At 71.0% G+C, this 25244-nt stretch carries 27 protein-coding genes; 23 read left to right on the top strand and 4 right to left on the bottom strand.

Annotation, left to right across the window (positions count from 1 at the left end; genetic code table 11):
- Positions 1 to 170 precede the first annotated feature (170 nt).
- Complete coding sequence (locus tag OEIGOIKO_RS15160) at positions 171 to 1088, top strand: S1 family peptidase (protein ID WP_125054501.1); 918 nt, start codon at positions 171 to 173, stop codon at positions 1086 to 1088.
- Between the two features lie 126 nt (positions 1089 to 1214).
- Here OEIGOIKO_RS15160 and OEIGOIKO_RS15155 read toward each other — a convergent pair whose 3' ends face one another.
- Positions 1215 to 2270 carry a chitinase gene (locus tag OEIGOIKO_RS15155; RefSeq protein ID WP_125054500.1) on the bottom strand — a complete coding sequence of 352 codons (1056 nt, stop codon included), beginning with the start codon at positions 2268 to 2270 and terminating at the stop codon, positions 1215 to 1217.
- A gap of 324 nt (positions 2271 to 2594) precedes the next feature.
- On the opposite strand from OEIGOIKO_RS15155, the gene OEIGOIKO_RS15150 reads away from it, so the two are divergent.
- From OEIGOIKO_RS15150 to OEIGOIKO_RS15090, 14 genes are all read left to right on the top strand, one after another.
- Positions 2595 to 3626: a hypothetical protein gene (locus OEIGOIKO_RS15150; protein WP_246177348.1), complete on the top strand. Its 1032-nt coding sequence runs from the start codon at positions 2595 to 2597 to the stop codon at positions 3624 to 3626.
- 136 nt (positions 3627 to 3762) lie between these two features.
- Positions 3763 to 4485, top strand: a complete 723-nt coding sequence (gene cpaB / locus OEIGOIKO_RS15145) for a Flp pilus assembly protein CpaB (protein ID WP_174857160.1) — start codon at positions 3763 to 3765, stop codon at positions 4483 to 4485.
- 13 nt (positions 4486 to 4498) lie between these two features.
- On the top strand, positions 4499 to 5875 hold the full coding sequence (locus tag OEIGOIKO_RS15140; RefSeq protein ID WP_170251704.1) for an AAA family ATPase: 1377 nt from the start codon (positions 4499 to 4501) through the stop codon (positions 5873 to 5875).
- A 36-nt stretch (positions 5876 to 5911) separates the two neighbouring features.
- Positions 5912 to 6295 (top strand): TadE family protein, encoded by a 384-nt coding sequence (locus tag OEIGOIKO_RS41595; RefSeq protein WP_170251703.1) that lies wholly within the window; start codon positions 5912 to 5914, stop codon positions 6293 to 6295.
- Entirely contained in the window at positions 6292 to 6717 is a 426-nt protein-coding gene (locus tag OEIGOIKO_RS15135; RefSeq protein WP_125054499.1) for a TadE/TadG family type IV pilus assembly protein, read from the top strand. The genes OEIGOIKO_RS41595 and OEIGOIKO_RS15135 overlap by 4 nt, the downstream gene beginning before the upstream one ends.
- Positions 6714 to 8051, top strand: a complete 1338-nt coding sequence (locus OEIGOIKO_RS15130; RefSeq protein WP_125054498.1) for a CpaF family protein — start codon at positions 6714 to 6716, stop codon at positions 8049 to 8051. The genes OEIGOIKO_RS15135 and OEIGOIKO_RS15130 overlap by 4 nt, the downstream gene beginning before the upstream one ends.
- Before the next feature lie 110 nt (positions 8052 to 8161).
- Positions 8162 to 9106 carry a type II secretion system F family protein gene (locus OEIGOIKO_RS15125; protein WP_125054497.1) on the top strand — a complete coding sequence of 315 codons (945 nt, stop codon included), beginning with the start codon at positions 8162 to 8164 and terminating at the stop codon, positions 9104 to 9106.
- A gap of 51 nt (positions 9107 to 9157) precedes the next feature.
- Positions 9158 to 10060 carry a DUF5936 domain-containing protein gene (locus OEIGOIKO_RS15120; RefSeq protein WP_125054496.1) on the top strand — a complete coding sequence of 301 codons (903 nt, stop codon included), beginning with the start codon at positions 9158 to 9160 and terminating at the stop codon, positions 10058 to 10060.
- Positions 10061 to 10666: 606 nt separating this feature from the next.
- Positions 10667 to 10837 (top strand): membrane protein, encoded by a 171-nt coding sequence (locus OEIGOIKO_RS41590; RefSeq protein WP_030020674.1) that lies wholly within the window; start codon positions 10667 to 10669, stop codon positions 10835 to 10837.
- On the top strand, positions 10834 to 11559 hold the full coding sequence (locus OEIGOIKO_RS15110; protein WP_125058702.1) for a pilus assembly protein TadG-related protein: 726 nt from the start codon (positions 10834 to 10836) through the stop codon (positions 11557 to 11559). The genes OEIGOIKO_RS41590 and OEIGOIKO_RS15110 overlap by 4 nt, the downstream gene beginning before the upstream one ends.
- A gap of 32 nt (positions 11560 to 11591) precedes the next feature.
- Entirely contained in the window at positions 11592 to 12176 is a 585-nt protein-coding gene (locus OEIGOIKO_RS15105) for a hypothetical protein (RefSeq protein ID WP_125054494.1), read from the top strand.
- 3 nt (positions 12177 to 12179) lie between these two features.
- Entirely contained in the window at positions 12180 to 12812 is a 633-nt protein-coding gene (locus OEIGOIKO_RS15100) for an OmpA family protein (RefSeq protein WP_125054493.1), read from the top strand.
- Positions 12813 to 12924: 112 nt separating this feature from the next.
- A complete protein-coding gene (locus OEIGOIKO_RS15095) occupies positions 12925 to 13506 on the top strand; it encodes a TetR/AcrR family transcriptional regulator (RefSeq protein ID WP_125054492.1) in 582 nt (193 codons plus the stop codon).
- A 109-nt stretch (positions 13507 to 13615) separates the two neighbouring features.
- Complete coding sequence (locus tag OEIGOIKO_RS15090) at positions 13616 to 14839, top strand: Cmx/CmrA family chloramphenicol efflux MFS transporter (protein ID WP_125054491.1); 1224 nt, start codon at positions 13616 to 13618, stop codon at positions 14837 to 14839.
- Positions 14840 to 14848: 9 nt separating this feature from the next.
- Here the strand turns inward: OEIGOIKO_RS15090 and OEIGOIKO_RS15085 are convergent, their stop codons facing one another.
- Positions 14849 to 15292 carry an ATP-binding protein gene (locus OEIGOIKO_RS15085; protein ID WP_125054490.1) on the bottom strand — a complete coding sequence of 148 codons (444 nt, stop codon included), beginning with the start codon at positions 15290 to 15292 and terminating at the stop codon, positions 14849 to 14851.
- 139 nt (positions 15293 to 15431) lie between these two features.
- Between OEIGOIKO_RS15085 and OEIGOIKO_RS15080 the strand changes: the two genes are divergently transcribed.
- From OEIGOIKO_RS15080 to OEIGOIKO_RS15070, 3 genes are read left to right on the top strand one after another with little or no spacing between them, the layout of a single operon-like run.
- Complete coding sequence (locus tag OEIGOIKO_RS15080) at positions 15432 to 16283, top strand: helix-turn-helix domain-containing protein (protein WP_125054489.1); 852 nt, start codon at positions 15432 to 15434, stop codon at positions 16281 to 16283.
- Positions 16284 to 16300: 17 nt separating this feature from the next.
- The gene (locus OEIGOIKO_RS15075; RefSeq protein WP_125054488.1) at positions 16301 to 16489 is read left to right on the top strand and encodes a DUF397 domain-containing protein; all 189 of its coding nucleotides are present in this window, start codon (positions 16301 to 16303) and stop codon (positions 16487 to 16489) included.
- Positions 16486 to 16938 carry a nuclear transport factor 2 family protein gene (locus tag OEIGOIKO_RS15070; protein ID WP_125054487.1) on the top strand — a complete coding sequence of 151 codons (453 nt, stop codon included), beginning with the start codon at positions 16486 to 16488 and terminating at the stop codon, positions 16936 to 16938. Before OEIGOIKO_RS15075 ends, OEIGOIKO_RS15070 begins: the two co-directional genes overlap by 4 nt.
- Positions 16939 to 17308: 370 nt before the next feature.
- Here OEIGOIKO_RS15070 and OEIGOIKO_RS15065 read toward each other — a convergent pair whose 3' ends face one another.
- Complete coding sequence (locus OEIGOIKO_RS15065; RefSeq protein WP_125054486.1) at positions 17309 to 17749, bottom strand: DUF192 domain-containing protein; 441 nt, start codon at positions 17747 to 17749, stop codon at positions 17309 to 17311.
- Between the two features lie 245 nt (positions 17750 to 17994).
- On the opposite strand from OEIGOIKO_RS15065, the gene OEIGOIKO_RS15060 reads away from it, so the two are divergent.
- Positions 17995 to 18537 (top strand): prepilin peptidase, encoded by a 543-nt coding sequence (locus OEIGOIKO_RS15060; RefSeq protein ID WP_307721232.1) that lies wholly within the window; start codon positions 17995 to 17997, stop codon positions 18535 to 18537.
- 237 nt (positions 18538 to 18774) lie between these two features.
- Here OEIGOIKO_RS15060 and mgrA read toward each other — a convergent pair whose 3' ends face one another.
- Positions 18775 to 19818, bottom strand: coding sequence for an L-glyceraldehyde 3-phosphate reductase (gene mgrA, locus OEIGOIKO_RS15055; RefSeq protein WP_371858921.1), 1044 nt, complete (start codon positions 19816 to 19818; stop codon positions 18775 to 18777).
- Between the two features lie 117 nt (positions 19819 to 19935).
- On the opposite strand from mgrA, the gene OEIGOIKO_RS15050 reads away from it, so the two are divergent.
- The 4 genes from OEIGOIKO_RS15050 (at position 19936) to OEIGOIKO_RS15035 (ending at position 25202) form a co-directional block, all read left to right on the top strand.
- Complete coding sequence (locus tag OEIGOIKO_RS15050; protein WP_125054484.1) at positions 19936 to 20733, top strand: isoprenyl transferase; 798 nt, start codon at positions 19936 to 19938, stop codon at positions 20731 to 20733.
- 370 nt (positions 20734 to 21103) lie between these two features.
- Positions 21104 to 22426: a PhoH family protein gene (locus OEIGOIKO_RS15045; RefSeq protein WP_125054483.1), complete on the top strand. Its 1323-nt coding sequence runs from the start codon at positions 21104 to 21106 to the stop codon at positions 22424 to 22426.
- Between the two features lie 404 nt (positions 22427 to 22830).
- Positions 22831 to 23532 carry an aggregation-promoting factor C-terminal-like domain-containing protein gene (locus OEIGOIKO_RS15040; protein WP_125045199.1) on the top strand — a complete coding sequence of 234 codons (702 nt, stop codon included), beginning with the start codon at positions 22831 to 22833 and terminating at the stop codon, positions 23530 to 23532.
- Between the two features lie 191 nt (positions 23533 to 23723).
- Positions 23724 to 25202: an AI-2E family transporter gene (locus OEIGOIKO_RS15035; protein WP_125054482.1), complete on the top strand. Its 1479-nt coding sequence runs from the start codon at positions 23724 to 23726 to the stop codon at positions 25200 to 25202.
- Positions 25203 to 25244 lie beyond the last annotated feature (42 nt).

Here is a 25244-nt window from a genome sequence, read left to right as displayed (position 1 = left end):
GGCGTCAGTGTTTTGCCTTGGCATGGCTCGGTCAATGCCTTGCGTTGACACAAACACGCCAAATTCACACGGGTTTCCGGAAGATCCTTGCCAGCGGCCGGTGCCGCACCAACAATGCGCACGACAAGTCCGGCGGCACGCCGGACTCACCAGTGTGAGAGGACCCCCACATGAACAGACCTCTCGTCGGCGCCCTGGCCACGGCCGTCCTGAGCGCCACGGCACTCATCGGTGCCACCGGCACGGCCGGCGCAGCCACGACGGCGGACGCGGCGGCCACGGCGAACCCGACCGCGGCGCGGGCCGCGGCGACGGCGCAGCTCCAGGCGGTGCGGGACGTCCGGGTGAAGCCCAAGGCCGTGAACTTCGCGGGTACGGTCGCGCTCAGCAACTGCTCGGGTTCGATCGTCCGGATGCCCACCTCGACCGACAACGACCCGGCCTTGGTCATGTCCAACGGCCACTGCCTGGAGAGCGGCATGCCCGACCCGGGCGAGGTCGTCGTCGACCAGCCCTCCAGCCGCAGCTTCACCGTGCTGAACGCCTCGGCCGGCAACCTCGGCACGGTACGCGCCACCAAGGTCGTCTACGGCACGATGACCGACACCGACGTGTCCTTCTACGAACTTTCCTCCACCTACGCCCAGATAAAGCAGCGTTACGGCATCAAGGCGCTGGACATCGCCACCAGCCACCCGGCCAAGGGCGCGGGCATCACCGTCGTGTCCGGTTACTGGAAGAAGACCTTCTCCTGCAACATCGACGGGTTCGTCCCGCAGTTGAAGGAGGGCGGATATCTGATGAAGGACTCCGTCCGCTACACCTCCGCCTGCAAGACGTACGGCGGTACGTCCGGCTCGCCGGTCATCGACAACGCCACCGGCAAGGTCACCGCGATCAACAACACGGGCAACGAGGACGGCGCCCGCTGCACGATGAACAACCCGTGCGAGATCGACGAGAACGGCAAGGTCACCGTCCGCAAGGGCATCAACTACGCCCAGCAGATCTACACCATCCCCAAGTGCTTCGGGACCGGCAACAAGCTGGACCTGGGGCGGGCGGGGTGCGTTCTGCCGAAGCCGTAACGGCCAAGGTCGAGGGCCCGCACAGTCCTTGAGACACGAGCCGGCCGCGCGGTGCTCCGGGCATCGCGCGGCCGGTCGTCTGCCGGGTGTGTACGGCGGGTGCGTACGGCGGGTGCGTACGGCCGGTTACGGCAGGCCGTGCACGTGCGCCCCCACCTGGCCCGCGAACGCGTTCCCGTTCGCGGCGTCCCAGTTCGTGGACCAGGCCATCGCGCCCCGCAGCCCCGGGTAGGTCTTCGACGGCTTGAACGTGCCGCAGTTCTTGCCCTGCGTCAGACAGTCCAGCGCCGCGTTCACCACGGACGGCGGCGCGTACCCGCCGCCCGCCGCGCGGGACGACGCCGGGACGCCGATGCCGACCTGCGACGGGGCGAGCCCGCCTTCCAGTTGGACGCAGGCGAGCGAGGTGAGGAAGTCGACCGTGCCCTGGGCGTACACCTTGCCGTCGCAGCCGTTCATCGAGCCGCTGTTGTAGTACTGCATGTTGACGACCGTGAGGAAGTCCTTGATGTTCAGCGCCGTCTTGAAGTACTCGTTCTGCGGCGACTGCATGTCGGTCGTCTGCGGCGCCATGGTGATCACGACGTCGCTGTGCTGCGCGTGCACGGCCTTGAGCGCCTTGGTCATGTAGGTCGCGTCGAGGCCGTTCTCCAGGTCGATGTCGACGCCGTCGAAGCCGTACTCGTCCATGAGCTTGCCGAGGGAGTCGGCGAAGTTCTTCGCGGAGGCGTCGTCGCTGACGGACACGGCGCCCTTCTCGCCGCCGACCGAGATGATGACCGATTTGCCAGCCGACTGCTTGGCCTTGATGTCCGCCTTGAAGGCGTCGGCGGAGTCGTAGCCGACCGCCGGATCGAGGTGGAAGTCCAGGCCGCCGGGCGTGCTCGTCGCCTCGGCGAAGGAGACCGCGATGATGTCGTAGGCGTCCGGGACGTCCTTGAGCTTCTGGACCGTGGCGCCGTTGTCGAAGTTCTGCCAGTAGCCGGTGACGGCGTGCTTCGGTACGGCGGTGGTGCGGGGCGCGGCGGTGGTGCGGTCCGGGGCGGCGGTGTGGGGCGGGGCGCCCGCCGCGACGAGGCCGGCCGAGGCCAGTGCCGCGGCGGCCAGGCCCGCCAGGGCCCGGACGGTGCGCCGGGCGGGACGTCCTGTGTGTGCTGCTCTTCCTGATCGTGCGCGTACCACTGGTGCCTCCGTGGGGGGAGTTGGGCAGGGTGGTGCTGCTGCGCGTTCAGGGGCCCCTGAGCTGCTGTGGTGCTGGTGTTGTGTGTGGTGCGTCGTGCTGGCGTACAAGGTGGTCCAGACCAATGTGCGTGTCAAGAGGTCGTGCGGAACCGGGAATTCCCCGAAAGGCGGGGAGGGGCGGGGGAGCGGAAGCGCCAAGTCGGACGGCCAGTACCCCAGAACGTGTTCTCCCGGGCGGAACTCGTGGATAAGGTGCTGAGCCAACAGCAGTGCCGACAGCGCCAACAGTGCCGACAGCGCCAGCAGCGCAGTGGGGGACGCGACGTGCCGACCGCGATTGCAGTCACCAGCGCCGATCTCGCGCTGCCCGCCACCGACCGGCAGACCCCGGCCGCCGTCGTCGTCCGGCCCCCGCACGCCCAGCCGCTGGACGAGGCGCTCAACGAACTGGGCGCGGTGCTGGAGCACCACGGTCACCTCGTGGCGCTCTACTCCACCGCCTGCCCGCCGGACCACGTCCGCCGGCTGCACACCCTGCGCGCGGTCCTGGAGAGCGACCGGTTCGCGATCCTGCCGACGGACCTGCCGCCGCTCGGCCTGGCCGTGCTGGCCCAGCAGCTCCGGCAGTTGTCGCTGTGCGACTTCAGCCCCGGGCTGCTCGCCTGCGCCGCCCGCCTGCTGGCGCACTACGTGCACGCGGGCGCCCTGCTGGGCAGCGTCGCCCGCCTCGACAAGGTGCCGATGGACCTCCGTTCCCACCTGCTGTCCTGGGTGCCCGGCGCGCACTTCGCGGTGCTCGCCAACCCGGAGCCGCACCTCGTCCGCCTCGACCGGCACGCCGAACGGGCCGCCGAGGCCGGCCTGCCCGCCCCCGGCTTCGCCACCCGCCTCGTCTGGGCACGCGGCCAGGTCTCCGGCGAGTGGGTCGGCGGCGTCCTGGCGCGCTCCTGGCAGGTGCAGGGGGCGTACGAGGTGCCGCTGCCCGCCGAGTCGGCGGCGTGGTGGGGCACGCACAAGGCCGCCGAGTTCGCGGCGGCCATTCCGGATCTTTCGGTGCTCTACCAGCTCGTGGCGTCCGTACGGAGAGAGGAGTGCCGCTGGTGCGGTCTCGAACTCATCGGCGACCGGTGCGCGTTCTGCTGTGCGCCGACCGCCGTACCGGGTGCGGCGGCCGACGCCGGACACCGTACGGGCGGGACCGCGCGGCCCCGCACCGGAAACGGGCCGGGCGGCGCACCGGAGGCCTCCGCCACGCCCGCCTCCTCCCTGCTGCGGCGCCGGGGCCTGGCTCCGGTGTCGCCGGGCGGTGTGCCGGGGCCCGAGCCGGGGCGGCGGACGGCCGTACGGGCACGCTGATCCGTCCCGTAACGGCTCCGGCCCGCCCGTACGGACCGTCCCGCGCGAGACGGCTCCACCGGGTCCGGCCCGCCCGCCCCGCTCCCGTCCCCTTCCCCACCCCCGCCCGCACCGATCCCCACGAGGTCCCGCACCCATGAACTCACGCCAGCGCCGCGGAGTGATCCTGCTGCTCCTGTCGGTCCTCTGCGCGCTCGGCGCGTTCGTCGGCGTGCTGTCGGTGATACGCAACGTGGAGTCCAAGGTCGGCCCCGAGCGCACCGCGTACCGGCTGAAAGCGGACGTGGCCGCCTACCAGGCGCTCGATCCGGGCCAGTTCGAGAAGGTGGAGATACCGGAGCGCTGGCTGCCGTCCACCGCCGTCACCGACCTGGCCCGGGTCCGCGGGAAGATCGCCGTGACACCGCTGCACAAGGGCTCGCTCCTCCAGGACGACATGGCCGTCGACCGCCCCGCGCTCAAGCCGGGGCAGCAGGAGATCGCCATCATGATCGACGCGGCCACCGGCGTGGCCGGGAAGATCAACCCCGGGGCCCGGGTGAACATCTACGCCACCTTCGAGGGCAAACGCTCCCAGGACCGGCCCGTCTCCAAGGTGATCGTGGCGAACGCCCTGGTCATCGACCGGGGCAAGCTCACCCCGCTGGAGAGCAAGGACCCCGGCGACACCCGCTCCTCCAGCACCCGCCGCGCCACCGACGCCGTACCGATCACCTTCGCGCTGAGCACCCAGGACGCCCAGCGCGTCGCCTACGCGGAGTCCTTCGCCACCCACGTACGGCTCGCCCTCGTCGCCCCCGGCACCGAGGCCGACATCCCGCCCGCGGAGCGCACCTACACGCTCGACGGCGACAAATGACCCGGAGGCCCTGGTGACCATCCGCATCCTCCCGGCGGTCGGCGACCCCGACGCAGCCCGTGCCGTGTCGTCGCTGCTCAGCCAGTTGCCGGGCGCCGAGCCCGGGCCGCCGGTCACCGACTCCACCGCCCTGGTCAACGCGCTCGACCAGGCCGTCTCCCGGGCGGCCGCCGGCTCACCGGACCGGCCGGGGCCGCCGTCCGCCGTGGACGAGCTGCCCGAGGTCGTCCTCGTCCATGAGCGCATCGGTCCGGTGCCCGCGCTGGAGCTGATCCGCGACATCGCGCTGCGCTTCCCCGCCGTCGGCGTCGTGCTGATCACCACCGACGCGGGCCCGGCCCTGTTCGCCGCCGCCATGGACGCGGGCGCGCGCGGCATCGTCGGCCTGCCGCTCGGCTACGACGAACTGGCGGCCCGGGTGCAGGCCGCAGCTCAGTGGGCGGCCGGTGTACGGGTCCATCTGGGCGGCGGGCAGGAAGCGGCGCTCGGACCGGCGGGCACGCTCGTCACCGTCACCGGCGCCAAGGGAGGTGTCGGTACGACCGTCACCGCCGTGCAGCTCGCGCTCGCCGCGCGCGCTGCCGGACGCAGCGTCGCGCTGGTCGACATGGACCTCCAGTCCGGTGACGTGGCCTCCTACCTGGACGTCCAGTTCCGCCGTTCGATCGTCGACCTCGCGGACATCCAGGACATCTCCGTACGCGTGCTCCAGGACGCCGTGCATGCCCACCACACCGGACTGGGCCTGCTGCTGGCGCCGGAGGAGGGCGAGCGCGGTGAGGAGGTGGACGACCGGGCCGCCCGCACGGTCCTGGCGGCGCTGCGCTCGCGCTACGAGCTGGTGGTGGTGGACTGCGGTTCCCAGATGCAGTCGGCCAGCGCCGCCGCCGTCGAACTCTCCGACACCGCCCTGCTCGTGACGACGCCGGACGTGGTCTGCGTACGGGCCGCCAAGCGCCTCGTACGGCTCTGGGACCGGTTGCAGATCCGCAAGGCCGAGGACACCACGACCGTCGTCAACCGCCTCACCCGTAACACCGAGATCCAGCCGCCGCTGGTCGGCAAGGCCACCGGCACCCGGGTCGCCCGGACGCCCGTACCGGCGGCCTTCAAGGAGCTCCAGCCGTACGTCGACGCGGGCCGGATGCAGGACCTGGACGCCCGGTCCACGGTCCGGCAGGCGCTGTGGGCGCTCGCCGGGGAGCTGGGCCTGGTCGACGCGCCGGCCGCGGCCCGGCAGGGGCGGGGCAGCCACCGCGCCCGTACGCCGCTGACCGGCCGGCGGCGCAAGGCGCTGACGGCCGGGCCCGCCGCCGGGGAGCCGGGAGTGCCGGGTGCCCCTGGCGCCGCGGGTGCCTTCGGCCCGGCCGGTCCGTACGAGGAGGGCTGAGGGATGCGCCGCCACCGGCCGGGCGATGACCGAGGGATGCGCCGCCCACAGCTGGGCGACGACCGCGGCCAGGTCTCCGTCGAACTGCTCGGGCTGGCCCCGCTGATTCTGGCCGTCCTCGCCCTGCTCTGGCAGTTCGTGCTCGTCGGCTACACGTTCACGCTCGCCGCCAACTCGGCGGACAAGGGCGCGCGGGCGGGCACCGCGACCGAGACGGGCGGCCCGGCCGCCTGCGAGGCGGCGGCCAGGAAAGACCTGCCCGGTGCGTGGGAGGGCGGCGCGCAGATCTCGTGCACTCCCGAGGGCGGCCTGTGGAAGGCGCGGGTGGCGCTCCAGGTGCCGGTGCTCTTCCCCGGCGCGGTGAACTTCCCGTGGCGCGTCGTGGGCACGGCGGGCGCGGCGGAGGAGGAGGGGACGTGACGACGACCGTGCGCATCCGGGGGCGGCGAAGGGCGCGCCGCCGGCGCGACGACCGCGGCCAGGTCTCCGTCGAATTCCTCGGCTTCCTGCCGATCCTGCTGGTCATCGCCCTCGCCGTGATCCAGCTCGGCCTGGCCGCGTACGCCGTTCAGCAGGCCGGTACGGGAGCGCGCGCCGCCGCCCGTACGGCCACCCTCGACGAGGCCGACCGGAAGACCACCCCGGAGGCGGCGGGCAAGGCGGCCATGAGCGGCTGGATCGCCGCGGACGCCGGCGTCCAGGCGTCCGAGGGCGGCGGCGAGGCCGTGGCGACCGCGACGGTCAAGATCCCGTCCGTCATTCCCGGCGTCGAGTTCGGGCCCGCCACCCGCAGCGCCACCATGGCCCTGCCCGCCGAACCCGGAGGAAGCACCGCCCCATGAGTCTCAAAGCCCGCATCGCCGCGCCGGAGGCCCCTCCGACGGGCCGCGAGGACGGCCACCTCGTCGCCGTCTACCGCGCCAAGCTGCTGGAGGAGATCGACCTCGCCGAGATGTCGGCGCTCGCCGCCGCCGAGCGCCGGACCCGCCTGGAGCGCGTCCTCGGCCACATCATCAGCCGCGAGGGCCCGGTCCTGTCCACCGCCGAACGCGCCCAGCTCATCCGCCGCGTGGTGGACGAGGCGCTCGGCCTCGGCGTCCTGGAACCGCTGCTGGAAGACGCCTCGGTCACCGAGATCATGGTCAACGGGCCCGACCAGGTCTACGTCGAGCGGCACGGCCGGGTGGAGCTGGTCCCCGTCCGCTTCGCCTCCCACGAACAGCTCATGCAGACGATCGAACGCATCGTCTCCACCGTCAACCGCCGGGTGGACGAGTCCAACCCGATGGTCGACGCGCGGCTGCCCTCCGGCGAGCGCGTCAACGTCATCATCCCGCCGCTCGCCCTGAACGGCGCCACCCTGACCATCCGCCGCTTCCCCCGCGCGTACACGCTGCCCGAACTGATCGGCATGGGCACCCTCGACGACCAGATGGTGATGCTGCTCGCCGGGCTGGTCCGGGCCAAGTTCAACGTCGTCGTCTCCGGGCCCACCGGTGCCGGCAAGACCACCCTGCTCAACGCGCTCTCCGGCCTCATCCCCGAGGGCGAGCGGATCATCACCGTCGAGGACGCCGCCGAACTCCAGCTCCAGCAGACCCACGTGATCCGCCTCGAATCCCGGCCGCCCAACGTGGAGGGCAAGGGCCGGATCACCATCCGCGACCTCGTACGCAACTCCCTGCGCATGCGCCCCGACCGCATCATCGTCGGCGAGGTCCGCGGCGGCGAGACCCTCGACATGCTCCAGGCGATGTCCACCGGCCACGACGGCTCGCTGGCCACCGTGCACGCCAACAGCGCCGAGGACGCCCTGATGCGGCTCCAGACGCTCGCGTCCATGTCCGACGTCAAGGTGCCCTTCGAGGCGCTGCGCGACCAGATCAACAGCGCCGTCGACTGCCTCGTACAGATCTCCCGGCACGCCGACGGCTCCCGCCGCATCGGCGAGATCGCCATCCTCGACTCGCACGGCCACGCCGACTACCGCCTCGCCACCGTCTGCCGCTTCGAGGCCGAGCCGAGCGGCGCCGACCGCACCGTACGCGGCCGTTTCCGCTACCACCCGCTGCCGCGCCGCGTCGCCGAACGCCTCTACCTCGCCGACGAACCCGTACCCCCGGCCTTCGGCGTCGCGGCCACCGCCGATCAGCTCGCCACCCGGGAAGCCTCGTGAAGCCGTGGGCGGCCGGGTGAAGACCTGTTGACGCCTGTTGCCCCCTGTTGACCCTTGTTGCCCCCTGTACGCCCCGTAGCGGCTCACCACCGGAGGACGGACCCGCGCCCATGCCCCTGGACGACATCGCCCTGCTCACCCTCGGCGTCACCCTGCTCTGCGCGGTGCTGGCCGTCGTGGGCCTGCGGCTCTACGCGACCGGACGCGAGCGGCACCGGGCCCTCGTCGACCGGCTCTCCGACGACCACGGCCTGCCCCGGCCCGGCCACGGCCGCCGCTTCGCCGCCGTCGACCGCCGGCTGCGCGCCACCCGGCTCGGGCGCGGCCTGGAACTGCGGCTGGCCGCCACCGGCCTGGACGTGACCCCCGGCGAGTTCTTCGTCGGCCTGCTCGCCGTGGTCGCCGGGGTGTGGATCGTCGCGCAGGCGGTCCTGGCGCCCTTCTTCGGGCCGATCGCGGCCCTGGCGGCCGTCTGGTCGGCGTACGCCTTCCTCAACTGGCAGCGGCAGAAACGTATCGAGAAGTTCATCAACCAGCTGCCCGAGCTGTCCCGCATCCTCGCCAACGCCACCCAGGCCGGCCTGGCGCTGCGTACGGCCCTGGGCATGGCGGCCGAGGAACTGGAGGCGCCCGCCGGGGAGGAACTGGCCAAGGTCTCCGACAAACTGGCCGTCGGCCACTCCCTCGACGAGGCCCTGGACGAACTCGCCGCCCGGCTGCCCTCGCGCGAACTCGTCGTCCTCGTCACCACCCTGGTGCTGTCCAACCGCGCGGGCGGCACGGTCGTCGGCTCGCTGCGCAACCTCACCAAGACCCTGGAGGAGCGCAAGGAGACCCGGCGCGAGGTGCGTACCCAGCTCTCCCAGGTCGTCGTGACGGCGTACGTCGTGCCGTTCCTCGGCCTGGGCACGCTGCTGCTGATGAACCGCATCGCGCCCGGGGCCATCGACCGGATGACGGCCACGTTCCTGGGGCAGGCCGCGGTGGTCGTGGCCTTCGCCCTGTACGCCGTCGGCTTCTTCGTGATCCGCCGCATCTCCAAGATCGACGTCTGACGGCCCCGCCCGTCACGCCCCGCCACCCTCCCCACCCGAAGGCACCCACCCATGGGAACCGTAACCACCGGCCTGCTCCTCGCCCTCGCGCTCGCCCTCTCCGTTGCGGGCATCTGCTACGGCCTCGCCCTCTACCGCCGCGAGGCCAGACTGCCCCCGGACATCGCCGTCGCCCTGGAGGTCGGCTCGACCCGCATCACCGTCGTCGGATCGGCGGTGGACCGGGCGGGGATGCGGTACGCACCCCTCGTCCTACGCCTGATGGGCGAGAAGCGGGTGGCCAAGGTGCGCAGGCGCATCGATCAGGCGGGTAATCCCGGCGGCCTGACCGTGGACCGCTACGCCGCCCGCCGCGCGGTGTACGGCTTCCTCGGCTTCGGCGGCGCGCTCGTCATGCTGCTGCGCTCCCAGTACCTGCTCGCCCTCCTCCTCGTCGCCTTCGGCCTGTTCTGGAACGAGGTCGGCATCTGGGCCGCGATTCGCCAACGCAAGGACACCATCGAACGGACGTTGCCCGACTTCCTGGACGTGCTGGCCGTCGTGGTCAGCGCCGGGCTGGGCTTCCGGCAGGCCCTGGACCGGGTGGCCGACAAGTACGAAGGTCCGTGGGCCGACGAGCTGCGGATCACGCTGCGGCAGCTGGACATGGGCGTCAGCCGCCGCGAGGCCTTCGAGGAACTGCGCAGACGCAACGACTCCGAGCAGGTGGCCCAGTTCGTCACCGCGCTCCAGCAGGGCGAGGAACTCGGCTCCCCGATCGTCGACACCCTCATCCAGATCGCCGACGACATGCGCCGCACCGACGCGCAGAACGCCCGGCGGCGCGCCGCCCGCGCGGTGCCCAAGGCGACCATGGTGGTCACCACGTTCATGGTCCCCGCCACGATGATCCTGCTCGTCGCGGGCTTCTTCCTCGGCTCCGGCACCGACTTCGGCTCGCTGATGGGCGACTGACGCGCCCCGGCCCGGCGCGCGGGTCAACTCCCGCGTCCCGCCGCCCCCTTACGCGTCTCGAAACGGCTCCTGTTGGGCAAACGTCCTTCGCGTACGCAACGGTATGTGGGACAGTCGGCATCCATGTGTTCCCCGGACCCGGACGCACCGCCGGGCACACCGGGACGGGTGGCAACGGCGCTGCCGACGATGGACGGGCGGGGGTGGAGAGGATGCCGTCGGACGGGACGGGCGTACCGGGCGATCCGGCTGCAGCGGGTGGTCCGGCCGTACCGGATCTCCCCGTCGCTCCCCGCAAGTCTCTCTTACCGGACGATCCGGGCGATTCCTTCACCTCGCACCACCGGCCGATGCTTCAACCCGCGCTCGCGGGAAAGGAATGCGGGCGGACGCCCTGTTCCGGGACCGGTGTTCCGGCGTACTTTTCTCGTGTCGCGAGCGCGTGTGTGCGTAGCGTGCTCACGTCCGGTGTACGCGTGTTCGGTGTGCGCCCGTACGGCTCTCGCCCGTACGGCGTTCCTCCGTACGACGTGTACGCACGGGCCGGCACCACGGGGGCAGACCATCCGGACCGGAGCGGCCCGGCCGCCCATGGAGGGGAACACGATGGCGAAGCGGTTGTGGGGAAAGGGCGACGACCGGGGGCAGACCTCGATCGAGTACCTGGGCATCATCGCCGTGGTCGTGGCGATCGTGCTCGTCCTGTCGACCACGGACTTCGGCAGTCAGATCGCGACGGCCATCTCCAACAAGATCTCCGAGGTCGTGGGGATCTGACCCGGGCGGCGCCCCGCCGCCGGACCGGAGACGCCGGTCAGGCGTTTCCCCTGTACATCGTGGCCGTGGCCGGTCTGCTCCTGCTCGCCTTCGCGTTCTTCGCGGTCGGGCAGGCCGCCGCGACACGCAACTCCGCGCAGACCGCGGCCGACGCGGCGGCGCTGGCGGCCGGACAGAAGTACCGGGACCGACTGAGCACGGAACTCCTCGACGCGATCCGTACGGGCGCGCCCTGGAAGGACCTGCTCGGCGGCCGCGGCGTGCCCGGCGCCGAGGCGTGCGCGAACGCCCGGTGGTTCGCCGGCCGCAACGACGCCGACGCGACGTGCACGGCCGGCTCGTACCCCACGTCGTTCGCCGTCGAGGCCGACACCCGTAAGACCGTGGGCCGTTCGGTGATCCCCGGGACCGAGAACACCCACGCCTCGGCACGGGCCAGGGCGGTGGTCGAACCACGCTGCACACCGGGCCCGGAGCCGGACCCGACACCGGCACCGACGCCGGGGGAGGGCGACGGCCCCGGCCAGGGCGATGAGCCGCCCGCCGACGACCCGCCCGCCGACAAGCCCCCAGGCGGCGATCCCCCCACCGACGACCCGCCCGCCGGTCCCCCCACCGTGAACCTCACCTGCGAGGACGGCAAGGAGTGGACCGTCGACCCGGCCGACCCCCGCGACCTGCCCGAAGCCGCCGACCTGTTCTCCGTACGCCTTGCCGAATGACCAGCCGACGACGAGCAGAGGGAATCGCATCCATGGACACTGGGCGCCCTTCGAAGGCCACCAGGAGAGTGGCCGCCGCGGCGATCGCCGCCGGCCTCGCTCTCGTCGTGAGCGGCTGCGGCGGTGACGACGGCGGCGGCAGGAGCGGCGCGGACGGTAAGCCGCCGACCCGGGCCACCGCCCCGAAGGACACCGGGCACGGCACCCCGGCCGCCGACTCCCAGCGGGCCATCGGCGAGGTGAAGGGCCCGGACGGGGTGGTCGTCACCCTGCACTCCGCGGTCCGGGACACCGGCGGCTTCGTCACGGTCAGCGGCACCGTCACCAACAACGGCACCAAGATCTTCAACGCGATCAACTGGCGCTCCAACGAGACCGGCATGCGCTCCCGCTCCTCCGTCTCCGGCGCCACCCTGGTCGACAAGGCCGGCAAGAAGCGCTACCTGGTGCTGCGGGACACCGAGGGTGAGTGTCTGTGCACCACCGGACTGAGCGGCCTGAAACCGGGCGAGAGCCGGCCCGTCTTCGCGCAGTTCCCGGCCCCGCCCGCGAAGGTGACCGAGGTCGACTTCCAGCTCCCGACCATGCCGCCCGCCACCGTCTCGATCTCGGACTGACCCATGACGACCCCGTCCGCGACCAGACCCCGCCCCGCCGCACGGTCCGCCGTCACCGCGGCCACTGCCCTCCTCCTCATCCTCACCCCGGCCCCGCCGGCCGCCCACGCCGACGACCCGCCCGGCGTCTCCGAGGACACCACCGCCCCGGTGAAGATCGACCCGAAGGACCCCGACCTCCGCATGGTCCAGGGCGCCACCCTCGCCCCCGCCAAGGTGCTCAACATCAAGTCCATCGTGGAGACCGACGACGGCGCCGAGCGGCGCCAGGACACCAACTCCAACGTGACCTTCGCCCTCCAGGCCGAGGTCCTCTTCGCCAAGGACAGCGCCGAACTCTCCCCCGACGCGCTGTCCCGCATCACCGCCATCGCCGCCGAAATCAAGCAGCAGCACGCCACCAACCTCCGCGTCTTCGGCTTCACCGACAACCTGGGCTCGGACGCGCACGGCCTGGTCCTGTCCAAGGAACGCGCCAACGCCGTCCAGCGCGAACTGGCCGAGAGCCTCGGCGCGGCGGTCACGTTCCAGATCCGCGGCTACGGCGAGCAGTACCCGATCGCCGACAACGCCACGGAGGACGGCCGCAAGAAGAACCGGCGGGTCGAGGTGAGCTTTCCGCGTACGGGGAAGTAGGGGCCCGGCGCCGCGGCACCGGCCACCCGTCCACCCGGCCAACGGCTTCCGGCACATGACGGCGGGCCGAAACGTATTGGACCGGACGATCCAATACATGTACTGTCCTCCCATGGCCCGCCCCAGGAAGTTCGACGAGGAGCGGGCGGTCGGTGCCGCGATGGACGCGTTCCGGGCCGCCGGCTACGAAGCCACGTCCACGCAGGACCTGTGCGAGGCGACCGGCCTCGGGCGCAGCAGTATCTACAACACGTTCAAGAGCAAGCACGACCTTTTCGAGCGGGCGCTGGACCGTTTCATGACGGAACGGAACGGTGAACTGTTCGCGCTGCTGGAGAGCGGCCTGCCGGTGCGGGAGAAGATCCGTACGCATCTGCGGCGCGTCGTGGACGAGGAGTGCGACGGTGAGGAGGCCCGGCGTGGCTGCCTGGTCGTGAACACCGCCATCGAGATCGCGGCCCGCGACGAAGAGGTCGCCGGCGAGCTGGCGCGGGACTACCGGCTGCGGCTGGAGGCGATCCGCGCCGCGATCGCGTCCGGGCAGCGGGACGGCGACATCGACCCGGGCAAGGACGCGCGCGCACTCGCCCACCTGGTCATCGCGGCCGTCGGCGGCCTGCGCGTCTCGGCGCGCTGCGGGGCCGACCGCGTGGCGCTCGAAGGAGTCGTGGAGGGCTTCATGGCGGCGCTGTGACGTGCTGCTCCACTCGCGGCCCGACCGGGCCGCTTCCTTTTGCCTCCGTTTTGGACCGACCCATCCAATACCCATCCGATACCCAACCCTCATCGGGAGTGCGCACGTCATGCCCATAGCCGTCTACCTCCTCGGCCTGGGGATCTTCGCCCAGGGAACCTCCGAGTTCATGCTCGCCGGACTGCTGCCCAACGTGGCCGCCGACCTCGGCGTCTCCATCCCCGACGCCGGGCTGCTGGTGTCCGCGTTCGCCATCGGCATGGTGGTGGGCGCGCCCGTCCTCGCCATCGGCACCCTGCGCCTGCCGCGCCGCACCGCGCTGATCGCCTTCCAGCTCGTCTTCGTGGCCGGGCACGTGGTCGGCGCGCTGGCCCCGGGGTACGGGGTGCTGTTCGCGACGCGGGTCGTCAGCGCCTTCGCGTACGCGGGCTTCTGGGCGGTGGCCGCCGCGGCGGCGGTGAGCCTGGTGCCCGCCGACGCCAAGGGCAAGGCGCTGTCGGTCGTCGGTACGGGACTCACCCTCGCCACGATCGTCGGCGTACCGGCCGGCACGGTGCTGAGCCAGCACGCCGGGTGGCGCGCGGCCTTCTGGGGCGTGGTCGCCCTGACCGCCGCGAGCCTGGTCTCCCTGCTGGCCGCGCTGCCCGTCGGACGCCCGGGTCAGGGCGAACTCCCCTCCATACGGCGCGAGATCGCGGCCATGTCCCGTCCCGCCCTGTGGGTCTCCTACCTCCTCACCACCCTGAGCTTCGGCGCGGCCATCGTCACCTTCAGCTACCTCACGCCCCTGCTGACCGAGGTGAGCGGCCTGCCGGCGAGCCTGGTCCCGGCCGTCCTCGCGCTGTACGGGGTCGGCGGCCTCCTCGGCATGACCCTCGGCGGCCGCACCGCCGACCGCCACCCGCTCCGCACCCTCTTCCTCGGCATCGGCGGACTGACCGCCGCCTCCGCCCTGCTCGCCCTGACGGCCGAGAACCTGCCCGTGACCATCGCCCTGGTCTTCGCCCTCGGCCTCACCGGCTACCTCACCAACCCGGTGGTCCAGTCCCGCGTCTTCACCCTCGCCCCGACCGCCCCGACCCTGGCCCCCGCGGTCAACACCTCCGCCTTCAACGTCGGCATCACCCTCACCCCGATGCTGGGCGGGCTGACGATCGACGCGGGCTTCGGTTTCACGTCGGTGGCGTGGGTGGGAGCGGCGGTGGGCGCGGCGGCGCTGGGGGCTGCGCTCTGGGCGGCGGTTCTTCAGCGCCGTACGGAGGCTCGTACGGTGACGGGGCGGGCGCCGGGCGCGGTCGATGCCCGGCGGGAGGTGCTGACGGCGGCCGACTGAACGGTACGGTCAGCGGTACAGCTCGCACCACACGATCTTGCCGTCCACGCCGAGACGGTTCGGGTCGAGTGCGTACCAGCCCCAGTCGTCGGCGCACGCCCCCACGAGGTGCAGGCCGCGTCCGGCGCCGACCTGGGCCGGCGTCGGGTGCTCGGCGATGCCGGGCAGGGGGCGGCCGGTGTCCCACATGCTCATCCGCACCACGCCGTCCTCCCAGGAGAGCCGAAGCCGCGCCGGTCCGGGTGCGTGCAGGTAGCAGTTTGTGGCGAGCTCCGAAGCCAGGAGCTGCGCACGGTCGCCGAGTTCGTCGAGCGAGTACCGGTCCAGTACGAGACGCACGGTTGCGCGAGCGACGCCAGGGCTGAGCGGGCTGTGGGGGAGCCGAAGGCTGTACTCCCAGTTGCCGTGACGGTAGGCGGGGTGCCGGAGGGGGGTGACTGCGTGCAGGGGCATGCGCATCTCCACTACTGCGAGAAGTAGTTGGTCCGACACGGAAGGTAGCGCACGGCGGGCTCTGTAGTCCACGCGCTGCGTGTACTTCAGTACACCGATGTAGATTTGGGTCCTCACAACCGGGAAGGTGCGTGTCTGTATGCCTGCCAGGGAAGCGCCGACTGTCCGGCAGCGGCGCCTGGGGGGTGAGCTGCGGAAGCTGCGTGAGCGGGCCGGGTTGAGCGCCACCGAAGCCGGCGCCCTGACCGGGCTGGGGCAATCGCGAGTCAGCAACATCGAAGTAGCGCGCATCGGCGTAAGCGCAGACCGCGTGCGCACCTTGGCGCGGGCCTACGGCTGCGCCGACGCCGCGTTTGTGGAGGCGCTTGCCGTCATGGCGGCCGGTGGGAAGCGCGGCTGGTGGGAGGATTACCGGGAGAAGTTGCTTCCGGGCCTGCTCGACCTCGCGGAGATGGAACAGAACGCGACTGCCATAAGAACCGCGCAAGTCTCGCATCTACCCGGCTTGTTGCAGACGGCTGACTACGCTCGCCTGACCTTCCTGCAGAACGTTCCCGAGCCTTCTCCGCCGCATGTGGAGCATCTTGTGTCCCATCGGATCAAGCGGCAGGAGGTTCTGTACCGAAAGTCTCCGGTGCCGTACACGGCAATCATTCACGAGGCAGCGTTGCGCATGGAGTTCGGCGGGCACTCCCTTACGCGGAAGCAGCTTGAACACATCCTCGCCATGAGCGAGCGGGAGCGGATCACGGTGCTGGTGATCCCGTTCTCGGCGGGGATCTTCCCGGGGGCGGGGCAGACGGTGACCTACGCGGAAGGGCAGGTCCCGCAGCTGGACACCGTGCAACTCGACACCGAGCACGGGGCGGTGTTCGAGTACGCGGATGCCCGACTGGACATGTACCGCACGTTCATGGAGCGCTTCGAAGCCATGGCGCTGGGAGAGGCCGCTTCGAGGGACTTCATTCACGGCATTGTCAACAACCTCTGAGAGGGCAGGCCCCAATCGTGTCCATATCCACCTGGCAGAAGTCTTCCTACAGTGGCAACGCCAGCAACTGCCTCGAACTTGCCGAAGCTGCCGATGAGTCCGTACTGCTGCGTGAGAGCGACGAGCCGTCCGCAGTCATTGTCGCCAGCCGTGCGGTGTTCGGAGGTCTGGTGCGGGCCACTCGGTGTGACGTGATCGACTCTTGAGCAATGCTGCTGCGCCGTCCGGTTACCGGGCCGTCGAAAACCTGATCGCCCGCTACGCCGAGCTGGTCGATGACGGTGACTTCGCGGGGGTCGGGGAGCTGCTGGCCGATGCGACGTTCGTCGGTAGTGGGGAGCCCGTGCGCGGCCCCGAAGCGATCGAGCGGATGCTCCGGGAGGCGTTGATCGTTTACCCGGACGGCACGCCGAGGACGCACCACGTCACGTCCAACGTCGCGATCGAGGTCGACGAGCAGGCGGGTACGGCGGACGCGCGTTCGTACGTCACCGTGTTGCAGGCGCTGCCCGAGCTGCCGTTGCAAGCCATCGCCGCTGGCCGTTACCGCGACCGGTTCGAGCGCCGGGACGGGCGGTGGCGTTTCGTGGAGCGGCACGTCCGGATGAGGCTGGTTGGCGATGTGAGCCGGCATCTGCGCCGGACCACCGCGTAACGGCAGACGGCGTTCGATCATCCGTGCGGCGTGGCGCCGTCATGCCCTGGTTGACGGCGCGAAGGCGCCATCTCGCGGCTGTTGGGGCCTCCTGCCGACTGGAAGGGGTAATTGCGCGGCGTCGGAAGCCTGGTTGGCGCTGGAAGATAGTACATATGCGGGTATGTGCCCTATGGTCGTTTTCGCACCGCTCACACGCGATCAGCTGGAAGCGCATCGCGCGGGCCTGCCTGTCTGCTCCTGCCCTGGGAGAGGCCGGTCCGCGGCAGGGAGACGAGCCACCAGCTGATGCGGCGTCCGGGCGGTGCCGAAATGTCGGGTGGGCGGAGGGTCGGGCCGAAGGGCTGGACCGGTAGGCCGGGCTGGAGGGTCAGGGGGTGTCGATCGTGAGGCGGGTGCCGGGGCGCAGGCCCCAGCGGGTCATCGCGCCGGCTTCCGCCTCCAGTACGTGGCGGGCGCGCAGGCGGGGGCGTCCGAGTCGTCCCGGCCGCATGGTGCGTACGGCGAGGACGGTGAGGTCGCGGGTGAGGTATGCGATGTCGAGGGGGAAGCGCATGCGGAACGTGTGCACGCCGCTGGCCGGGGTGAGGAGCAGGGCGCCGTCGATGCCGTCGCGGCCCAGCAGCCCGCGGGTGCGCGCCCGGTAGGAGGCGGCGATCTCCAAGGGGATGGCCAGGGGGGTCGAGGGGGCGGCTGAGGGAGTGGTCGGGGTGGTCGCTTCGGGGGGTGGTGGTTCGTTCGCGGGCGTCGTTTCTCCGGCGTCGGTCTGTACGAAGCGGAGCGTTCCTGATCCGTTCTGCCAGCGGGGCATGAGGAGCGTTTTATCAGCTTAGGGTCGGCCGGGTGGGTGTGATGCTGATGGTTCTCGCCGCTGGGTACGGGGGCGCGGTCGGGGTGCTTGTGCCTCGGCCCGCTTATCGGCTGGCCGTCGAGCCGGGGGAGGGGTGGCGTGGCCGGTGTCCGTGCGGGCGGTCCATCGGCGGGCCGCTGCGGGGGTGGGTGGGGCTGGGGCGTTGCCGCGGGTGTGGGCCGTACGGCCCTGGGGTGGTGAGGACTGTGCTGGTCAGTGCGCTGGCCAGTGCACTGCTCGCCGCCGCCACCGGTGCGCGGCCCGAATTGGTGGTCTGGCTCGCGGTGGTTCCTGTGGCGGTGCTGCTCGCCGTCGTGGACTGGCGGGTGCGGCGGCTGCCCGATGTGCTGACCCTGCCGTTGGCGGGTGGTGTGGTGCTTCTGCTGGGGTTCGTTGCACTGGGCGGGGGAGGGGTGGGGGCGTGGGGTGGTGCGTTGCTCGGGGGGGTGGGGCTTGCGGGGTTTTATTTCGTTCTATATGTGGTTAATCCGGCAGGAATGGGGCTGGGGGACGTCAAGTTGGCGATCGGGCTGGGGGTCACTCTTGGGTGGTACGGCTGGGCAATTCTGATCACTGGCGCATTCCTGGGGTTGCTGCTCGGCGCGCTCTACGGGTGCGGCCTGTTGCTGCGGCGCGCCAGGGGCCCGGAAGCCCGGAATGATGGGCCCGAACCGGCCATGCCGTACGGCCCTTTCATGATCGTCGGGGCTCTTCTCGGGGTGCTGCTGGGGGCCGCCGCGGCGCCTTGATCCGGAAACCGGGCGCGCCGTTCCGCGTGAAGTTGCACTGAGCACCCCCTCTTCGGGGTTATGGTGGAAACCCCCCCCTCGGGCCGGTCCGTATCCCCCCCACGGACCGGCCCGCTTTTTGTGTCCGGGTACGGATCTCGCCATGATCATGACCGGGCAGGTTTCGTACACGGATCGTGCGAACGTCTCTGCGGAGAGTGGGGAACGCCCCGCAAAGGCGTCCGGGACCGAACAGAATCAGCCGCGCTTGGCCCAGATGTTCACACCGTCGGTCGACTTCGCGAACTCCTCGATCTCGGACAGCTCCGCTTCCGTGATCTTCGGCGCGCCGACCGCCGCCACATTGGCCTCCAGCTGCGCCACGCTGCTCGCCCCGATCAGTGCGGAGGTCATCCGCTCGTCCCGCAGCACCCAGGAGAGCGCCAGCTGGGCGAGGGACTGGCCGCGGCGCGCCGCGATCTCGTTCAGGCCGCGCAGCCGCCGCCGTACGTCGTCCGAGAGCAGGCCCGGATCGAGCGACTTGCCCTGCGACGCGCGCGAGCCCTCCGGGATGCCGTCCAGGTACTTGTCGGTCAGCAGGCCCTGGGCGAGGGGAGCGAAGGAGATGCAGCCCATGCCTTCCGCCTCCAGGGTGTCGAGAAGGGCGTCCTCCTCCGTCCACCGGTTGATCATCGAGTAGGAAGGCTGGTGGATCAGCGGGCGGACGCCCGTCCCGCGCAGGATGCGGGCGGCTTCGCGGGTCTGCTCGGCGGAGTAGGAGGAGACGCCCACGTACAGCGCCTTGCCCTGCTGGACGGCGGACGCCAGGGCGCCCATCGTCTCCTCCAGCGGGGTGTCCGGGTCGAAACGGTGCGAATAGAAGATGTCGACGTAATCGACACCCATCCGCTTCAGCGAGGCATCCAGCGACGAGAGGAGATATTTGCGCGAACCCCATTCGCCGTACGGGCCGGGGTGCATCCGATATCCGGCCTTCGTGGAGAGGACGATCTCGTCGCGGTAGGGCCGGAAGTCCTGCGCGAAGATCTTCCCGAAGTTCAGCTCGGCCGAGCCGGGCGGCGGCCCGTAGTTGTTCGCCAGGTCGAAGTGGGTGACGCCCAGGTCGAAGGCGCGGCGCAGGATCGCCCGCTGGGACGCCAGGGCACGGTCGTCACCGAAGTTGTGCCACAGGCCCAGGGAGACGGCGGGGAGTTTGAGACCACTGCGGCCGGTGCGGCGGTACTCCATCGAGTCGTAACGCGTATTCGCGGCAATGTGGACAGAGGCATCAGTCATGGTCATCTCCTTATCACGGAGTTGTGACACACCTGATTGGGCCGCCGGGACGTCCCCGACGTAAAGTTGCCGACTTGAGGGGACGGGGGCGACCGCCATTTGCACGGAGGGGCTTGACCACACATGCTGCGATCTTCCGGGGTGCGCATCCCGTACCCGCCCGCGTTGCGCAACCTCGTCTACAGGCTCTATGCCCGCCGGGTCGAAGGCCGCCTCGACCACGACCAGGTCCCCAAGCACATCGGCGTCATCCTCGACGGCAACCGCCGCTGGGCACGGGCCGACGGCCGTACCACTGTGCAGGGGCACCAGGCCGGCGCCGAAAAGATCAGCGAGCTGCTGGGCTGGTGCGCCGAGACCGACGTCGAGGTCGTCACGCTCTGGATGCTGTCGACGGACAACCTCGACCGGCCCGCCAAGGAACTAGACCCGCTGCTGGGGATCATCGAGAACACCGTGCGCGGCCTGGCCGCCGACGGCCGCTGGCGGGTCCACCACGTCGGCAACCGCGACCTGCTGCCGGACGGCACCCAGAAGGTGCTCAAGGAGGCCGAGCAGGTCACCGCCGACCACACCGGCATCCTGGTCAACGTCGCCGTCGGCTACGGCGGCCGGCAGGAGATCGCGGACGCGGTGCGCTCACTGCTCCTGGAACACGCCGAGCGCGGCACCTCCTTCGAGGAACTGGCCGACATCGTCGACATCGACCTGATCTCCGAACACCTCTACACCCGCGGCCAGCCGGACCCGGACCTGGTGATCCGCACCAGCGGCGAACAGCGGCTCTCCGGCTTCATGCTCTGGCAGAGCGCCCACTCGGAGTACTACTTCTGCGAGGTCTTCTGGCCGGCCTTCCGCAAGGTGGACTTCCTGCGCGCCCTGCGCGACTACGCCGCCCGTCACCGGCGTTACGGGTTTTAGGCCAACCGAGCCGCCCCTTCCGGCGCGGGAGTACTCCCGCGCCAGATCCGTAACCAAGCGTTCACCGACCGTGCGTCATATGCCATTGCATGGGTGCGCACGTTCGCGGGAATATCCCTTCCAGGTCGGTATCCGGCAGTACCAGTCATCGGATGCCGTATCTCAGCGGACGGCACGGGGCCGTCCGCCCGGGAGGCCCTTTGCACATCACGGACGACCGTGCGGACCGCACGGACGACGCGGAGGGCCGGCGTTCGGCCCGTGCAGCGTGGCCCGAGCCCGGTCCCGTCGCCCGCCGCCTGACGGCGTGGCGGCTCCACTTCCGCGACGCCGTCGCACCCCGACCTCATCCGAGGGGGTACGTCCACCCGTGGTGAACAGCAAGCAGCGCCGTGAGAACGGCCGGCGCACCTATGTCCTCGACACCAGCGTGCTGCTGGCGGATCCAGGCTCCATGTCCCGCTTCGACGAGCACGAAGTCGTGCTGCCGGTCGTCGTGGTCACCGAACTGGAGGCGAAGAGGCATCATCCGGAACTCGGCTACTTCGCCCGGCAGGCGCTGCGCCTGCTGGACGAGTACCGGGTACGGCACGGGCGGCTGGACGCCCCCATCCCCATCGGGGACCTGGGCGGCTCCCTCCGGGTCGAGCTGAACCACGCCGACCCCGGGGTGCTGCCGGCCGGCTTCCGGCTGGGCGACAACGACTCGCGGATCCTCGCGGTGGCCCGCAACCTCCAGGCCGAGGGCTACGACGTCACGGTCGTCTCCAAGGACCTGCCGCTGCGCATCAAGGCGTCCGCGGTGGGCCTGCTGGCGGAGGAGTACCGCGCCGAACTGGCCATCACGGACTCCGGCTGGACGGGTATGGCGGAGCTGACCGCGACGGCGGAGCAGATCGACGGGCTGTTCGCCGAGGAGACCGCTCAGCTGCCCGAGGCCGTGGAGCTGCCCGTGCACACCGGGCTGGTGCTCCAGTCCGAGCGCGGCAAGGCGCTCGGCCGGGTCACGGCGGACGGCAGCGTACGGCTCGTCCGCGGCGACCGGGAGGCGTTCGGCATCCACGGCCGCAGCGCCGAACAGCGGGTCGCGCTCGACCTGCTGCTGGACCCGGAGGTCGGCATCGTCTCGATGGGCGGCCGGGCCGGTACGGGCAAGTCGGCGCTGGCGCTGTGCGCGGGCCTGGAGGCGGTGCTGGAACGGCAGCAGCACCGCAAGGTGATGGTCTTCCGTCCCCTGTACGCGGTCGGCGGGCAGGAACTGGGCTATCTGCCGGGCACCGAGGCGGAGAAGATGAGCCCGTGGGCCCAGGCCGTCTTCGACACGCTGTCGGCGGTGACCACCTCGGACGTCATCGAAGAGGTGGTGGGCCGCGGCATGCTGGAGGTGCTGCCGCTGACCCACATCCGCGGCCGGTCGCTGCACGACGCGTTCGTCATCGTCGACGAGGCGCAGTCGCTGGAACGCAACGTCCTGCTGACGGTGCTGTCCCGGATCGGCGCCAACTCGCGGGTCGTGCTCACCCATGACGTCGCGCAGCGCGACAACCTGCGGGTCGGCCGGTACGACGGGGTGGTGGCGGTCGTCGAGAAGCTGAAGGGCCATCCGCTGTTCGCGCACGTCACCCTCACCCGCTCGGAGCGGTCGCCGATCGCGGCCCTGGTGACCGAAATGCTGGAGGACGGCAGGATCTGACCCTTTGTGACGTACGGCGCCGCCCGGCAGGAGCGCAGGAGCTTAGCCGGGCGGCGCCGCGCTGCGCGGGCATTTCCGCAAATCAGCCGTGGCAAACGGGGTGTGAGCTTTCACACGCAACGATGAATTGATTCCGCGCGTCCGGTTCGGGCAGAGTCTGGGTCCTGTCAGGCCCCGCATACGGCACACCGGCACCCCCAGCGGTGCGGAACCCCAGAACTGCATAGCGTCGCCGTATGCCGCCCGAGCACCACGCGGACCCCGAGGGGGACGTACCGGGCCCGTGCCTCCCGTGACCAGCCGTGCCCGTCGATCGATCGGGGGCGGAACAAGGGGAGGCCAGCGCCAGGGGCACGATTGCGTCCGCGAGGTCACCTATGCGGACGATGCTGGAAGGAAAGCGTGTGAGCCGGATTTCGGTCCGGGGATTCGCCGTGGCCTCCGCCACCGCGGTCACCACCGTCGGCGCCGTTGTCGGTGTCGCGTCAGGCCAGGAGCAGGGCTCGGTCGCCCACACCGAGGCCGCCGCGGCCGACGCGACGATCGCCGACGTACCCGCGGGCCTCCAGGCCCAGGTGCAGACGGCCTCCCTTACGCAGCAGGCGGACGAAGCGTCCACCCAGGCGGACGCCGCCGCGCTGAAGTCCGCGCAGGAGTCGGCCCGCAAGGCCGCCGCCCAGGACGCGCAGGACAAGAAGGACGCGGCCGACAAGAAGGCGAAGGCCGAGAAGGACGCCAAGGAGCGCGAGAAGGAGAAGGAAGCCTCCCGCTCCGCCGCGCGCGACGCGTCCACCTTCACCGCCAAGGCGTCGTACTCGATCGCCGAGACGCAGGCCATCGCCCGGCAGATGCTGCCGGCCGACCAGTTCCAGTGCTTCAGCAACATCGTGGACCACGAGTCCGGCTGGAACTACCGCGCCACCAACGCCTCCTCCGGCGCCTACGGCCTGGTCCAGGCGCTGCCCGGCACCAAGATGGCCTCCGCGGGCTCCGACTGGCGGACCAACCCGGCCACCCAGATCAAGTGGGGGCTGAACTACATGAACAGCCGCTACAACAGCCCCTGTGGTGCCTGGGGCTTCTGGCAGAACAACCACTGGTACTAGAAATCAGCCGCTGGTTCCGAGAAATCAGCAGCTCGTACCGGAACGTGAGGGCGGATCACCGCGTAAGGTGGTCCGCCTCTCCGCTTCGTACGCGAAACCCCCGGCCGCGACGGCGTCGGGGGTTTCGTGCGTCCCGCACCGGTAACGTCGTCCTGACAGCACCGGGGGGCGGGAGGGGAAGAGGAAGCGACATGTCCAGATTGCCTCAGTGGGTCGGCGGCCTCGGCGCCGGTCTGACGCGGATCGCGCAGCGGCTGGAGGACCAGCGCCGCCGCGCGGAGGCCGCGGCGGAGGAGAACGACCCGGAAGAGCTGAGGCGAGCCGGGCACACGGCCGGGCCTCGGGTGGCGCACGACGACGCGTACACCGGTACGTACACCGGCGTACGGCTCGACGGCGGACCACCTGACGCGCCCCACGCTCCCCACGCGACCGGCGCGCACGAGGCGGGGGACGCGCCGGAGGACGCGCACCGCCCGCCCGACTCGGTGCCGGCCCCGCCGACCTACGCACCCGCCGTCGCACCCCGCCCCGACCCGGTGGCCGCGGTGCCGTGGGGCGTGCGGGTCGCGGCCGAGGCGAGCTGGCGGCTGCTGATCCTGGCCGCGGCGATCTGGGTGCTGGCCAAGGTCATCACCTCCATCCAGCTCGTGGTGCTGGCGTTCGTCGCCGCGCTGCTGATCACCGCGCTGCTCCAGCCGACCGTCGCCTGGCTCAAGCGCCGGGGCGTGCCGCGGGGGCTCGCCACGGCGCTCACGTTCATCGCCGGGTTCGTCATCATGGGTCTGGTCGGCTGGTTCGTCGTATGGCAGGTTCAGGACAACATCGACTCGGTGTCCAGCCGTATCCAGGAAGGCATCACCGAGCTGAAGGGCTGGCTCCTCAACAGCCCGTTCCATGTCACCGAGGACCAGATCAACAACATCGCCAAGAACCTCCAGGACGCCGTCGGCGCCAACACGGAGGCGATCACCTCGGCCGGCCTGGAGGGCGTCACGGTCGTCCTGGAGGTGCTCACCGGCATCCTGCTGGCGATGTTCACCACGCTCTTCCTGCTGTACGACGGCCGGCGCATCTGGAACTGGGTGCTCAAGCTGGTACCGAGCGCGGCGCGTGAAGGCGTGGCGGGCGCCGGGCCGCGCGCCTGGCGCACACTGACCGCCTATGTGCGCGGGACGGTGATAGTGGCGCTGATCGACGCCATCTTCATCGGCATCGGCATCTACTTCCTCGACGTGCCGCTGGCCGTGCCGCTCGCCGTCTTCATCTTCCTGTTCGCCTTCATCCCGCTGGTGGGCGCGGTCGTCTCGGGCGCGCTGGCGTGCGTGGTCGCGCTGGTGACGCAGGGCGTCTTCGCCGCGCTGATGGTGCTCGCGGTGGTCCTGGCGGTGCAGCAGATCGAGGGCCACATCCTCCAGCCGTTCATCCTGGGCCGCGCGGTACGGGTCCACCCGCTCGCCGTCATCCTGTCGGTGGCCGCGGGCGGCCTGGTCGCCGGCATCGGCGGCGCGGTGGTCGCGGTCCCGCTGGTCGCGGTCACCAACACGGTCGTCGGCTATCTGCGTTCGTACTCACGGGAGCAGGCCCTGCGGATGGCGCCACCGCCGCACGGCGCCACGGCGCTGGGCGTCGCGCCGACCCCGCCGAAGGGGAGCGCGTCGCAGGACTGACGGGGCGTCGCTCGGTACGGCGGCCGGCTGCTCAGCACGGAC

Source organism: Streptomyces paromomycinus, from assembly GCF_003865155.1.
GTDB classification, from domain to species: Bacteria; Actinomycetota; Actinomycetes; order Streptomycetales; family Streptomycetaceae; genus Streptomyces; species Streptomyces chrestomyceticus.
Note: the sequence above shows the minus strand (reverse complement) of the source record. Positions and strands in the feature narration are given on the sequence as shown.